This window comes from Flectobacillus longus (genome assembly GCF_030056705.1).
GTDB classification, from domain to species: Bacteria; Bacteroidota; Bacteroidia; order Cytophagales; family Spirosomataceae; genus Flectobacillus; species Flectobacillus longus.
This window is the reverse complement of record NZ_JASHIC010000022.1, coordinates 139,270-152,433: the sequence shown is the minus strand read 5'-3', so window position 1 is coordinate 152,433 and position 13,164 is coordinate 139,270. Positions and strand designations below refer to the sequence as shown.

The following is a 13,164-nucleotide window of genomic DNA, read 5'->3' as shown; positions in this document are numbered from 1 at the left end:
ATCCCCCGTCCCAGTAGTAAATTTACTTAAAATTTTTCCAACTGCATTTTTTATGAGTGGGTGTTTGGCGATTCTTCCTAGTGTGCCAAGTACGATTTTGCCTCCTACTTCTGCTACAGCATAGCTCTTGGCAAATTCTAATACACTACTAGCATTGAAATAAGCATTTAGGTTAGCATATTTTTTTATAGCACTTACTGCCAAATCTGGTGAGGTGCTCTCTAACAAGCCTCTGATAAGCCTATCTCGGATTTGAGCATTGACAGAGGGGCTAGCCCCCATATAGCTCTTTTCTTGAAGAAACGAACGTACAAAGTATAGTGCTTCATTATACTTGCCATCTATGTAATAGTTACTTGATAAGGCTATCGTTTTACAGTCAACTAATGAACTGTACATTTCTCGAAGTAAAATATATTGATACAGTTCTACTTCTGTAAACTGACTTGAGGCTGCTAGCTTACCTTTGGGTGCTACCAGTACCGAACTCGGTGGAATACCCAAGGAAGGACTACCCACGGAACTTGTCTCAAGTAACATCAAATATTCACCACATTCATTTGTTTTGAGCTTACCTTTATCAGTATTGGTTTCAAGTACAGTTAAATCAATAGTGGTAGTATATTGCTGAGTATAATCATACAAAGAAGAGGCTGTATTTGATGCACTTTTTAAAGCCTCATTCAGCGCCAACAGCTTGGCTTTGTTTTGTTCACAGAGTGGGGTGATGAGTTCCTCTATGAGATTGGGACCATTGCCGTCTTTGCTTGTAGTATTACAATCTGTTCCATTGCAGAAAAAGTCTTTTGTTTCTAGGGCTGTTTGGTAGGCATTGGATAGCTTTTGACGTGTGCTGTCTGGTAATGTTGGGTCTTTCAGTAGGGTTTCGGCATACTTTTCAGCAAACTTAAAGTTGGCTTTCATCTTTTTGGCATCCTGTATTCCGCCTACATAATTACTTACGTCATTTTTGAGCTTTTGAATAAACTCTCCAATGTTGTTTATCGTCTCAGATATCTCTGGGGCTAGCGAGTCTGCCACGGTAAGGGCTAGGTTGTAGGCAGCATAGATTTCTGCCAACTTTTTGCGTTGTTCTTCACTGAGTAAGGCTACGTCAATATGAGATAGTTCTGCCTGCCCAGCTACGACACAGCCTCCTTTGGCTACTTTGATGTTCTTAAATTCAACGCCAAGTTTAGCGTTGACTAGGCGTCCCCATTGAACATAGGTACCTTCACAATCCCTTTGCCATTTCCATCGCCTTTGAGGTCCACTACCTCAAAGGCGATGGAATTTATCGCTATTTCGTCTCCTGTTTTTACTTGGATAATATCTCCTGAAGGAACTGAAGGTGAGTCGTGTTGTCCGCAGGAATAGAAAACTAATTAGTACCATAAAAATACCCTTAACTCGCTAAGAGTTAAGGGTAACAACACTGTTGTAACATTATTCTGAAAACCTAATCTACATCGCTTCGCTTTATCCATCCTTCTACTACTTTCTTACCATAATAACGAATTTTGAGCCATTCTCCGTTCTCTTCTAATATCTCTACTTCATCGCCTTTGATGAGGTACATTTTAGTAGGTACCTTTGACGAAGAATAGATAAATGTTTTATTGCTAGTTTTGTTAAACTTTACAAAAGACTTAAATTTTAGCCAATCTTTTTCGTTTCTACGCAAAGCCTCTATTACAAATAATGGAATTTCTTTGATGCGTTCATAAACATCAGGATCTTTCCCTGTAAAATTCAAATAGAGTTTGTTAGGAATATAGTTTGAAGACATTTCTAACTCATCATCTCCCTCTGGACTGTATGTTAGATAACAACTTCTGGTATATTTTATTAAATTCCCCAAGCTGTCATAACTTTTGCCTAAGTCATCATAAAATAGAGCCCTATTACCAACAGATTTCAATTCTGTAACTTTTTTTGGATATACACCACTTGCATCATCCCAAAAGCCATAGTAAGAGTAGGGGGAACCGTAAAGGCTCGCCTTTTGGGTATCGCTCCAATAAGTGATTTCGATAATTTTATTTTCTTTTGTACAAATGAAATTAGGGTCATAGCCTCTTTTAGAAGATACAAAACGCCAAACACCTTCAATTTTTACTTGACTGGGAATAGTTTGCGAATGACACTTATTAAATGTGACTAAAATAATTAAAATAGACATTACAGCTTTCATTTTTTTAGAGTTTTATATGCTTTTTTTGTATATAATTTCCTTTCGGGTAATCCGTTATAACCACCATTTATTTCATATGTTACTTTTTTAATAGCATCATTACTAACCTCACCTGCGAAATCATTTGCATTAGCATCTGCCCAAAAGGTAAGAGCTGTTTGCATAGCCATATCAAGATCCTCGGCTGTCATGTCTAAGTTCTTATCACATTCAGCACTTCTACACATAAAATCTTTATTGCCCACACCGTGAACTTTATCCCATTTTTCTTGAAGCATTGTTTTATAATTATTATACCCTGTCAATTGGATAAACCCTCGCCCTTTAAACCTTGAACCATCTTTTGAATCAATGGTGCCATTTCCCATTCTGCATGCATATACGTAATCAAACAAAGTAGTATTTTTCACATACTTGCTTTTAACGATTAACCCAGTTGTACCTTCGTAAAGTGGGGGCTCACAATAGGGAAAAGGACATGAGTCTGTACTAATAGCATCATAACCTTCAAATAGGTCACAATATTTTATAACTTTTTTACCTTTGTACTTTCTTGTAGTTGTCGCAAAACGGCTATTTTCGATATTTTTTGCCGTGTATGTTAATTCTTTTAACTGGCTTAAATTGGTCTCTGCACCTATCTGTCCAATAAAATGACTCATTTTTTCGGCATTATCAATCCCATATTTATTACTATATTTATTTATTAACATTGCTACTTCATCACAGCGACTTTGTTCTGTTTTAGTAAATATTTCTTTCAATTGTACTCCCGTAATAGGGAACTTTGCTTGAGTAGTTATAGACACATCGCCCCCCTTTGCCTTTTCAAATAGCCATTTTTCAACTAGGGTTGTTTGCTCATTATTGTCTGTTTTAAGGGTTAAAGTTTTAGTGGTTGGAGATTGATAGTCATTAAATATTAGGCTATTATCTGATATTTTAACGGCTAAATCATCATATTGGTCTTTTTTGCTTGAGTATACTTGTACTCCTGAAGCATCATGTGGTAATAACTCCAAACTAAAATTATCAATACAAATGTCTCCAATAGATATCTGGCCAAGGGGTATCAAAACAAAAAGCGGTTTCTGATTGAAACCGCCCATTTATTATTCTACATCGCTTCGCTTTATCCAACCTTCGATAGTCTTACCTATCCATCGGTTAGTTTTTTCTGGATAGTACCTAATTTTTAACCAATTACCCTTTTCTTCTATCACTTCTACAGGGTCGTTTTGGAGTAAATACATTTTGCTAGGTATATTTGGCTCCTTATATAAAAATGTTTTAATAGTTTTAATCATAGCATACTTGATTTTTAAGAATGCCTCTAATTTGATTTTTTCTGCACTATTACGACAAAGAGCTTGCACAATTAAATTAGGTAAATGATGTATTTGTTGATGATATTCATTTTCTCTTCCATTAAAATTAAAAGTAAAGTAATTGGGTTTACCTTTTTCAGGTGGACTAAATTCTTCCTCTCCAGCTATACCGTTGTACATAGCCAAACAACTAGGACTTGCTTCCTCAAAGTATTTTATACTGTCATTGGGAGTTTTTGGATTGGGTGTAAAAAAATACAATCGTGTGCCAACTTCAACTAAATCTGATAACCTTTGAATTTCCTTATTCTGAGGGGCAAAACCGATGATATCTGGACCTAGGGAAGAGATAGTTTTTTCATCTTTCTCGTAATACAAAGTTAATCTGTTGGAATTATTAATAAAATCGAAAGCAAAAAAAGAAGTATCATTACTCCAATCAGGTGGAATAAAAAGCCATATTCCTTCAAAATCTTTGAGATTAGAGGAAATATTACTACTATTTTGTCCACAACCAATATTTGCTATAAAAAGCAAAACTATCATTAGTTTATTTTTTAAGTGTTTCATACGCTTTGTTTGTGTATAAAGTTCTATTGTCAATTCCTATTAATTTTCCATTTACTGCTCTTGTTACAGCCTTAATCGAAGCTTTACTGACCTCTATAGCTAAATCATTTGTATTACCTGCCTTCCAGAAAGTTAGTGATATAAGCATTGAGAAATCTAAATCATTGGCAATTTCATCTAGATTTTTGTCACATTCCGTGCTTCTACACATAAAATCTTTTGTGCCTGATCCATGTACCTGATTCCACTTATTTTGTACCATTGTTTGGTAGTTGGATTGCCCTGTGATTTGTATGAAACCTCGTCCTCTAAAACGATTCCCATCTCCAGTTTCGATACCACCATTATTTAACTGACAAGCATATACCACGCTAAAAAAATTGGGGTCACGAGGTAATTCATCTACCATGATACTCTTTACAGTTTTGCCCATTCCTTGCATAAATGTTGTAGTTGCATAATTACCACTGTAGCTACCCTCAGGAACAACTATATCTTCATCACAATAAGGATATGGACAGCCCGTTCCATCTGAGGAATATCCTTCAAAAAGTGAGCAATATTTTAGCACCTCTTTCCCATTGTGTGTTCTAAGCGTCCTTGTTTTATCGGCTGTTAAAATTCTTGAAGCGGAATATGACTATTCATCCAATGTTTTTAATTGTGTTTCAGCTCCTATCTGCCCAATAAAATGGCTCATTTTTTCGGCATTATCAATCCCATATTCATCACTGTATTTATTGATAATACCTGCCACCTCGTCGCATCTCTCTTGTGAAGTTCCCGAAAATATCTCATGTAACTGTGCTCCAGTAATAGGGAAAGTAGCTTGATGCTCTTGAACTTTACTACCCAAATACTTCCAAACGGCATCGATTTTAACATCTTTATTTTCAGTATCTTGGATATCAAATAAGAAAGCCCTCAACTTTTATTAAAAATTGAGGGCTTTCTTATTTGAAAAATTATATTCCTTTACTCCACATCACTCTTTTTTATCCAGCCTTCTATCTTTTTCTTCCCGAAATAGTATATTTTAAGATAATCCCCCTTTTCTTTTATAATTTTAACCTCATCTCCTTTAATTAGATACATTTTGGTTTTAACGTCAGGGGTACTAAATATAGAAGCTTGATTAACTTTAATTTTTTCATAGTAGGCTGGGTCGGGCACTTCTTCTAAGAATTTTTGGAAGAGGTTGATAAAGTCAACATCACTAAATCTAACCCTTTGATTTTGGAGATAGTCCTGTATATCAATTAGTTTTAGGCTTTCTATCGCTTTTCCTTTTTCATAAAAACCTCGATAAACTTCAGTCTTATAGAGATACCAATTATTTTGAGTTTTATCAAATATAAAATAACAGTAATATCTATTCCAGTCTTGCCCAGAACCTTCATTGACAACTACAAATTTTTCTAAATCAATCTGCTTAATCGAGGTGTAAGTATAGAATAATAGTGTTGTATTTTTGCATTTATATTTAAATCTTTCATACCCATCATTTAAATAAATTGCTAATTGTTGCGATGATTCATTTTGGGGAATAACTGCTCCAAAATTATTATAAACAAATTTTAGGATAATATCTTTTTTATTATCAAAATTTAAGTCAATATAAGTTGTATCATAAATTTGACCTTGTGATAAATCAAACGGTATCTTATCAAATATTAGTTTGTTACTACGTTGCCCTTGGCAATTAGCTGACAAAAACAATAATGTAATAATTAGATATATTTTCATGCTATTCATATTATGTTTAATTACAAGGGAATAATTGTTTTAAACGTTCAAATTCTAATTTTCTTCGAGCCCATCCATTAGGTTCACAACTGTAGCATGGTTCTTCTTGATCATTATGTGCACAATTAGAGGTTATAGAGCCACAATTTGTAACTTTAGCAATTTTAAGCATATTGTCTTCTGTTAATTCTCTCGAATATCGTTTACAATTGTTTGTATCCCAAAACCAAAATGCAGAAAGCACGCTATATTTTGGTTCAGCTAATGTTGAGGGATTATTGATGAAATCAACATTTTCTCCTAATGATTTACAGTAGTCTTCGAAATTTCTATAGTTTCTAGATCCTGTTAACTGAAACATTCCACGACCTCTATACTTTGATGTACTACTTGCCCATCCGCTTCTCCCTTCTTCTAATAATTCTAAATTATTAGTTTCTTCTGCAATTTGAGTAAAAAACATAATTCTTTCCTGACATGAATTCATATTAAAGTCCACAAGATATTTGTTTAAGAAAGGCAAAAGTTCTATAATATTATTATCGGATACTTTTGGAAATATTTTTTTCAGGAGTACTTCGTCCAATTCGCCTGTAAATGAAATATTTTTGGTTCCTTCTCCATTCAAATACTTCCAAACGGCATCTATTTTAAGATCTTTAGCTTCGGTGTCTTGAATGTCTATTTTAAATTTGTTGGTAGAATTACTAATATCAAACTCTACTCCCATTGTTGTTTTCTTTTTGCTTGGGAGTAATACCTCAAAGCTTGGGCTTTCTTGAGTATGGATATATACTTTGTCTATACAGACATCACCTATTTTTATTTGACCTATCGCAGTTATTGAAGCCTCAAATTTATGTAACATGGCTTTTGTGGCTATCGATTTTTTGAGCTTTTCTAAAGCTAATATTACATTTTTACAATCTCTATCAAAGGTTAGGATATCGTCAAGTCCAGAACAGCCACAAGTGATACTACTTCCCGCAACGATAAGCTCAGTCTCTTTCTCAGCTATCATTTGTTGAGCTTGTTCCAACGCCTCATTCAGTGCCAACAACTTGGCTTTGTTCTGCTCACAGAGTGGTGTGATAAACTCCTCTATGAGATTGGGACCTTTGCCGTCCTTACTTGTGGTGTTACAATCTGTCCCACTACAGAAAAAGTCCTTTGTTTCTAGGGCTGTTTGGTAGGTATGGGATAGCTTTTGACGTGTGCTGTCTGGTAATGTTGGGTCTTTCAGTAGGGTTTCGGCATACTTTTCAGCAAACTTAAAGTTGGCTTTCATCTTTTTGGCATCCTGTATCCCGCCTACGTAATTACTTACGTCATTTTTGAGCTTTTGAATAAACTCTCCAATGTTGTTGATCGTCTCAGATATCTCTGGTGCTAGCGAATCTGCCACGGTAAGGGCTAGGTTGTAGGCAGCATAGATTTCTGCCAACTTTCTGCGTTGTTCTTCGCTAAGTAGGGCTACATCGATATGAGATAGTTCTGCCTGTCCTGCTACGACACAGCCTCCTTTGGCTACTTTGATGTTCTTAAAGTCAACGCCCAGTTTAGCATTGACTAGGCCTCCCCATTGAACATAGGAACTTTTACAATTCCTTTGCCATTACCAGAGCCATCTAGGTCTACTACCTCAAAGGCGATGGAGTTTATCGCTATTTCGTCTCCTGTTTTTACTTGGATAATGTCTCCCGAAGGCACTGAAGGGGCGTCATGCTGTCCGCAGGTGTAGCCAGCTAGATAACTGGCGCAGTCTATCTTTGAGGTATTGAGTGCGGTCTTTAGCTCCTCTACTGTAGCGTTAGAGGATAATTGTGGTAAAGCTCCACCACTTGGTAGGCTCTTTTTGAGGCTATCGGTCAAACTCGAAGTCTCTCAATAGATTACTTGCAGTGCTTTTCTAATACAAGCAACCAAAAGAAGGTAATAAATACAAAACCCTTGACTATTTATAGTCAAGGGTACAAACACTTCTGTAATTTTACTATCTACCCTTCACTAAGGTTTCTAGCATCAATTTTCATCTAGATACTTTTTATGTCTTTCAATGATTGTCGATAGTAAATTGCCTTTTTTTCGGTCTAACAACGTAGTAATATACGAATGCGGTTCAAAAGTTAGTTTATTGGGAACTCGCAAAATAGGAACTCCATAAAAAGCATCCTTCTCATTTTCAAGTTCGACATACCATCTTGCTTGTGAAATATTTTTCTCATATACTACGCCTAAGTAACAGGCTAAACAATCCCTCAATTCAGATTCATTTATCATGTCCTGAATTGTAAATCTTTCAAGTAAAAACTTTTCTAAGATATCTAGCGAAGAAATAGTATAATCCATTGTTGAATATAATTCTTTGGGTAGTAACTCTTCAAGCCTATCAATCTTATCTGGAATACAGGTAATCCACCAATGATAACCATCTTCTAATTCTTGTTTACTTTTCATTTTATGGAACTAATTTTATTGTAATACCTGATTGTTCTAATAATGTACGAAGCGGTTGACTTGGCTCACAGCCTTTAAATACCCATTCGATCTGCCAGCTTTGCATTTCTACTAAAAACTTATCTGCATTTAATTCGCCTATAATCGCTTGGGTAGCATATACAGTACCAGTTTCATAAGATTTAATTTCAACGCCTTTTTTAAGATTGATATCAGCAATATCCATTCTTCTTGTGTATGAGCCTGCCTGTACAGTAACTTCTCTTCGCCCCCAACCAATAGAAGCCATTACATCATCTGCAGCCTGATGTGCATTTCTTGCTTTGGTCATGTTAGCATTGTAAGTATTACTCCAAGCGGAATAATCTTTAGCATTATCACCCATCCTTTCTTTATACTGTGCCCGTCTTTCGGCTTTATGCTCTAATGTGTTTGGTGTGTATTTATAAGGCGGGCTGTTTTGAAGCTCTGCAAAAATATTATCAAGTTGCTTCTCGGTAACCTTTGCAACATCTATAGCTACATCTACACTCCCCCCTTCTTGAGCAAATTTAATCAATTTGGCTTCATCTTCGCTGAGAAGTACGGTTACTTTTTGGTTGGAAATCTCGATTTCTCCTAATAGATTACCTTTGGTGTATTTCTAGTACAAGCGGTAATAAATACAAAACCCTTGACTATAAAAGTCAAGGGTTCTAAAACTTCTATAATCTCACTCAACTTCACTGTTTTTAATTTCATTTGAGATACTTTCAATTTCACCCCAATCAATATCTGGGTAAATTTCACCCTCTTCTAAAATTTTAAACTCTTGTTGTTCTAACCCTTCATCAAACCCAACTAGTTTTTTGTATTTCACAAGAAATTTCAAAAAATAGTAGTATTTGTTGTAGTAAAGCTGTAATGGAACGGCATCTCTAAATTTGGATGGGTATCTTTCAATTAATAAATATTTTTTAAAATCATCAGAAAATGACGGATTTACTAATAATGATTCATCAACATTTTCAAACAAAGATTCTAAAATAATTTTATCAAAAAGAGAGTTGTCTATCAATTTCATTCTGCTAAATATTTAACTAATACGTTTACATTTTTCTCAGTAAAAAACTGTGTGAGCTGTTTCACAGTTGTTTGGTCTGAAACTAACCATTCAACTTTTAATCCTTTTGCATTGGCTGCTTGGGTCTGTCTTATTGCCTCATCTAAAACTTTTTGCCTTAAAAATTCAGGCTTATCATAAACTCTATACATTGAATTACTAGGTTGTAATACCATTTTGCCATCTTGCAATGCATCCAAATTGAGATTTTCGAATTGAACAAACCTCCATTTGGATGCTCTACATAGAAGCTTTCATTATTAGGGTTTACTTTTAGCTCAAAGACATCAACTCTTGAGTCATTTTGGGCAATTCTTTTCCCCCAAAAACCTTTATTTCCAAATGGTCTGGCATCAACATTAATTATTCCCCATTTTATTTTTGTAGTGTATGTCCCAACATCCCCTTGCACCCCTTCTTGAGCAAATTTAATCAATTTGGCTTCATCCTCGCTGAGAAGTACGGTTACTTTTTGGTTGGAAATCTCGATTTCTCCCAATAGATTATCTCTAATGTACTTCTAGTACAAGCGGTAATAAATATAAAACCCTTGACTATTCACGTCAAGGGCACCAAAGCTTCTATAGCATTACTGAGATTTTTACTAATTTATAAATGTATTGACTTATAACTTAATGCTTTATCTACAACTTCCTCAACTGAAGGATTGTATTGTGACCTATCATCCTTCCTCGCATTATAATTTTCGGGATAAAAAAATAAAGTTGAACCTTGTGGATGAGGAACATTATTATCAAACAATAAGAGTAACTCGGTGTGTTCTTCTTCTGTTCCTTCAAAATCTAAAATCAAATTTCCTAATTTTATCAATTCTTCTCTTGTCATTGCCATAATGGTAAGATTTTAATAGCCATATCCAAAATGATAAGCTGGGTCTAAAATTTCTTTGTGATATTTTGGGGTAACTATGTATAAATTATCTACGTCATAAACAGCACCGCCTCTATTTATAGGAGTTTTGTGATGCAAGACATATTTTATATTTCCCCCAATTCTTTGTGATTCTAAAACTGCTGGTGCATATCCGTTTTTCATAATTGCAATATCCTTTGGAGAAAATTGCTTTAATAGGTTTGGGTCATTAGTTACTTCTTTCCAAAAAGCACTCCTAAAATCATCAAAAGTATTAAATGTTCTACCTCTTAATTTATCTGCAACTGACTTAGGAAACAATCCAGCATTCATTTCCGAACCTCTTAACCAAGTACCTGTTATATCTTTACCAGCTCCAGTAGAAACCCCTGGCAATTTCCTTGCATTTGTGAGTACAGTAAAGTCTTCACCGCTGTTTAACAGAAGAGTTGTAAGTTCATCTCCAGCAGGATTCACTCCTTCTTGAGCAAATTTAATCAATTTGGCTTCATCTTCGCTGAGAAGTACGGTTACTTTTTGGTTGGAAATCTCGATTTCTCCCAATAGATTACCCTGACTATCAACGCCTCCTGTTAATTTCACTAGGTTTCCATCAAGTTTGCCTTCATAAAGTAATTTGTTGATTTCATCAAGTGCTGATTTGAAATTATCGCTTAGGTTGACTGTTGGAAATGGAATTATCATCGCATAGGCTCTACTTTGTTTGTTTATCCGTAAACCTGGGCGAATAAAAGCTTTACCTACCGACTGCATTCCTGTGAAATAGCGTTTAAAGGTCTCAAAGCCCTTGCCCAAGATTGATGGATTTGTCTCAATAAACTTGAGTGCGCCTCGGGTTTCGAGCATATCCATCACTAGTCCACCTATAACGCCTGTCCAATGCCCTGCTTTCTTTAAATCACTGATGCCTGTTGCTGAATAGTAATAACTAAAGGGGAGTTGGCGTAGGTCGTTGGCTACATTCACAAACGGAACAAAGCTGATGGCAATATCACTTACTTGAGGAGAAAAATACTCTCCTGCTGTGTAGCGTGCCCATTGGATGGCGGCTACTTCTAAAGCTTCTGCTATGGCTTCTTCCTTTACACTCGATAGTTCAGAGGCACTTAGTTGGACTTCGTCAAGACATGGTTCCCAGTCACCAGATGCGTTTACACTGCCAATGCCTGTTTTTGTTTTGGCAAATTTCTTGTTTGTTATTACAGACGCCTCACAGTAATCTCTAGCAAAGGTTGAGAGACTTTCTTTAAAGCCTACTTGATTGCAATAGGCAAACCATGAAGGAGATCCTGTACGTCGTACCGACTGTACCGTTATAGGTGTTTCATAATAGTTGATACACTTTACATTAAGGGCTTTGCGTAAACCTTTTTTACACTGGGTAGAATCAAAGCTAAAGGCTTGTTCCCATTCAAAATTGCATGGTCCACTGCAAGGTTTACTTTTCCATGGTTCGAACTGAATGTTTTGACAGTTTGCTAAGGCAGGTCCAAGTTCGTTCATGAAGGCGATGTTGGCATCGCGTGCTTCCTCCAATTTGCTTAGCTGGGCTTTGAGTTTGCCTGATTTTATATCACATATTGCTTTTTCAAGGCTATCTTGTACGACTTGACTTTGTGAGGAAATATCTCTACAATTATCAAGTATTTGAGGAAGCTTACTCAAATCACTCTCAGATAGTAATTTCTTTGTTGCGTCCTTTTTTGCTTTGATAGCAGATAAACGATCGTTTAGGCTATTGATTACGCCAGCAATTTCGGGTGCAAGTGCATCTGCTATGTTGAGTACAGTATTGTAGGCAGCATAGATTTCTGCTAGCTTTCTGCGTTGTTCTTCGCTGAGTAAGGCTACATCGATATGAGATAGTTCTGCCTGTCCTGTTACGACACAGCCACCTTTGGCTACTTTGATGTTCTTAAACTCAACGCCTAATTTGGCATTGTTGAACATAGGCACCTTCACAATACCTTTGCCATTACCAGAGCCATCTAGGTCTACTACTTCAAAAGCAATGGAGTTTATCGCTATTTCGTCCCCTGCTTTTATTTGGATAATGTCTCCTGAAGGTGCGTCATGCTGTCCACAGATGTAGCCAATGTTTATAAAAATACCCTTAACTCGCTAAGAGTTAAGGGTACCAACACTTTTGTAACATTACCCATTACCGAGGGTAATTTATTTTTATAGTATCGTCCTTGATTTGAACAAGTGCTTTACCATTTTGAAATGGCTGTATTATTTTTTCATACTTTGGGGCTATCACCCATTTACCTTTTAGATTGATAAAACCCCACAAATTATCTTGCTTTACTGCCGCAAGCCCCTCATAAAAATTATCAGCGTCATCGAATTGAAATGGTATCAATGTTTTTCCTGTTCTATTAATATACCCCCATTTACCTTTTATTGCAACACAAGTAATTGTATCATCTACAAAAGGCTTTCCAGCATCGTATATACAGGGTATAACTATTTCTCCTTTATGGTTCTGAAAGCATAGTTTTCCATTGTCACATCCAACATTATACAAAGCATTTTTTTGTTCTTTTTCATACTCCAAGAGTTTGTCTCGCTCTTGCTTAGGTAGCCGATACCATTGTATTCTATTCCAAATAAACATTCCTACTAATATAGAGAGAACAAATAATAATTGAATCAAGATCCCTTTATTTAGCTTTCTACGAAGTACACTAACTATAAAAATGACGAGTAATGCAAAAAAATGCACATACACAAAAATTTCCATAAGCGCCTCTGATAGAATGTCCGCTCCACCACTTGTATTTAGAAGCGGTAACTGTGCAATGGCTTCATAAACCATGATGGTAAGTAGGGCGATTGAGATATTTTTTTCTCTCATTTTACTTGTATTT

16 protein-coding genes are annotated in these 13,164 nt (G+C 35.8%); all 16 read right to left on the bottom strand.

Features of this window, described 5'->3' with window-relative positions; all coding sequences use genetic code 11:
• Positions 1-1,080: hypothetical protein (locus QM491_RS16910; protein WP_283328771.1), on the bottom strand; the 1,080-nt coding region annotated here is incomplete at its 3' end.
• Positions 1,081-1,459: 379 nt separating this feature from the next.
• Positions 1,460-2,194: an SH3 domain-containing protein gene (locus tag QM491_RS16905; protein ID WP_283328770.1), complete on the bottom strand. Its 735-nt coding sequence runs from the start codon at positions 2,192-2,194 to the stop codon at positions 1,460-1,462.
• Positions 2,191-3,303 (bottom strand): glycoside hydrolase family 19 protein, encoded by a 1,113-nt coding sequence (locus QM491_RS16900; protein WP_283328769.1) that lies wholly within the window; start codon positions 3,301-3,303, stop codon positions 2,191-2,193. The genes QM491_RS16905 and QM491_RS16900 overlap by 4 nt, the downstream gene beginning before the upstream one ends.
• 3 nt (positions 3,304-3,306) lie before the next feature.
• Positions 3,307-4,092 (bottom strand): SH3 domain-containing protein, encoded by a 786-nt coding sequence (locus QM491_RS16895; protein ID WP_283328768.1) that lies wholly within the window; start codon positions 4,090-4,092, stop codon positions 3,307-3,309.
• Positions 4,073-4,663, bottom strand: coding sequence for a hypothetical protein (locus tag QM491_RS16890; RefSeq protein ID WP_283328767.1), 591 nt, complete (start codon positions 4,661-4,663; stop codon positions 4,073-4,075). Before QM491_RS16890 ends, QM491_RS16895 begins: the two co-directional genes overlap by 20 nt.
• 69 nt (positions 4,664-4,732) lie before the next feature.
• On the bottom strand, positions 4,733-5,020 hold the full coding sequence (locus tag QM491_RS16885; RefSeq protein ID WP_283328766.1) for a hypothetical protein: 288 nt from the start codon (positions 5,018-5,020) through the stop codon (positions 4,733-4,735).
• A gap of 47 nt (positions 5,021-5,067) precedes the next feature.
• Positions 5,068-5,838, bottom strand: coding sequence for a hypothetical protein (locus QM491_RS16880; RefSeq protein WP_283328765.1), 771 nt, complete (start codon positions 5,836-5,838; stop codon positions 5,068-5,070).
• Between the two features lie 16 nt (positions 5,839-5,854).
• A complete protein-coding gene (locus QM491_RS16875) occupies positions 5,855-7,282 on the bottom strand; it encodes a glycoside hydrolase family 19 protein (RefSeq protein ID WP_283328764.1) in 1,428 nt (475 codons plus the stop codon).
• A gap of 125 nt (positions 7,283-7,407) precedes the next feature.
• Positions 7,408-7,710 (bottom strand): hypothetical protein, encoded by a 303-nt coding sequence (locus tag QM491_RS16870; protein ID WP_283328763.1) that lies wholly within the window; start codon positions 7,708-7,710, stop codon positions 7,408-7,410.
• 150 nt (positions 7,711-7,860) lie between these two features.
• On the bottom strand, positions 7,861-8,295 hold the full coding sequence (locus QM491_RS16865) for a YwmA family protein (protein WP_283328762.1): 435 nt from the start codon (positions 8,293-8,295) through the stop codon (positions 7,861-7,863).
• A 1-nt stretch (position 8,296) separates the two neighbouring features.
• Positions 8,297-8,854, bottom strand: coding sequence for a hypothetical protein (locus QM491_RS16860; protein ID WP_283328761.1), 558 nt, complete (start codon positions 8,852-8,854; stop codon positions 8,297-8,299).
• A gap of 153 nt (positions 8,855-9,007) precedes the next feature.
• Positions 9,008-9,358, bottom strand: a complete 351-nt coding sequence (locus tag QM491_RS16855) for a hypothetical protein (protein WP_283328760.1) — start codon at positions 9,356-9,358, stop codon at positions 9,008-9,010.
• Positions 9,355-9,597, bottom strand: coding sequence for a hypothetical protein (locus tag QM491_RS16850; protein WP_283328759.1), 243 nt, complete (start codon positions 9,595-9,597; stop codon positions 9,355-9,357). Before QM491_RS16850 ends, QM491_RS16855 begins: the two co-directional genes overlap by 4 nt.
• A gap of 409 nt (positions 9,598-10,006) precedes the next feature.
• The gene (locus QM491_RS16845) at positions 10,007-10,249 is read right to left on the bottom strand and encodes a bacteriocin immunity protein (RefSeq protein WP_283328758.1); all 243 of its coding nucleotides are present in this window, start codon (positions 10,247-10,249) and stop codon (positions 10,007-10,009) included.
• 12 nt (positions 10,250-10,261) lie between these two features.
• Positions 10,262-12,241, bottom strand: coding sequence for a pyocin-S2/colicin E7-DNase domain-containing protein (locus tag QM491_RS16840; RefSeq protein WP_283328757.1), 1,980 nt, complete (start codon positions 12,239-12,241; stop codon positions 10,262-10,264).
• A 211-nt stretch (positions 12,242-12,452) separates the two neighbouring features.
• Entirely contained in the window at positions 12,453-13,151 is a 699-nt protein-coding gene (locus QM491_RS16835) for a WG repeat-containing protein (RefSeq protein WP_283328756.1), read from the bottom strand.
• Positions 13,152-13,164: the final 13 nt, after the last annotated feature.

Bases quoted from the DNA above. Each gene is read 5' to 3' on its own strand.
- QM491_RS16905 (WP_283328770.1), bottom strand. From the start codon at position 2,194: ATGAAAGCTGTAATGTCTATTTTAATTATTTTAGTCACATTTAATAAG.
- QM491_RS16900 (WP_283328769.1), bottom strand. From the start codon at position 3,303: ATGGGCGGTTTCAATCAGAAACCGCTTTTTGTTTTGATACCCCTTGGC.
- QM491_RS16895 (WP_283328768.1), bottom strand. From the start codon at position 4,092: ATGAAACACTTAAAAAATAAACTAATGATAGTTTTGCTTTTTATAGCA.
- QM491_RS16880 (WP_283328765.1), bottom strand. From the start codon at position 5,838: ATGAAAATATATCTAATTATTACATTATTGTTTTTGTCAGCTAATTGC.
- QM491_RS16865 (WP_283328762.1), bottom strand. From the start codon at position 8,295: ATGAAAAGTAAACAAGAATTAGAAGATGGTTATCATTGGTGGATTACC.
- QM491_RS16855 (WP_283328760.1), bottom strand. From the start codon at position 9,358: ATGAAATTGATAGACAACTCTCTTTTTGATAAAATTATTTTAGAATCT.
- QM491_RS16845 (WP_283328758.1), bottom strand. From the start codon at position 10,249: ATGGCAATGACAAGAGAAGAATTGATAAAATTAGGAAATTTGATTTTA.
- QM491_RS16840 (WP_283328757.1), bottom strand. From the start codon at position 12,241: ATGTTCAACAATGCCAAATTAGGCGTTGAGTTTAAGAACATCAAAGTA.
- QM491_RS16835 (WP_283328756.1), bottom strand. From the start codon at position 13,151: ATGAGAGAAAAAAATATCTCAATCGCCCTACTTACCATCATGGTTTAT.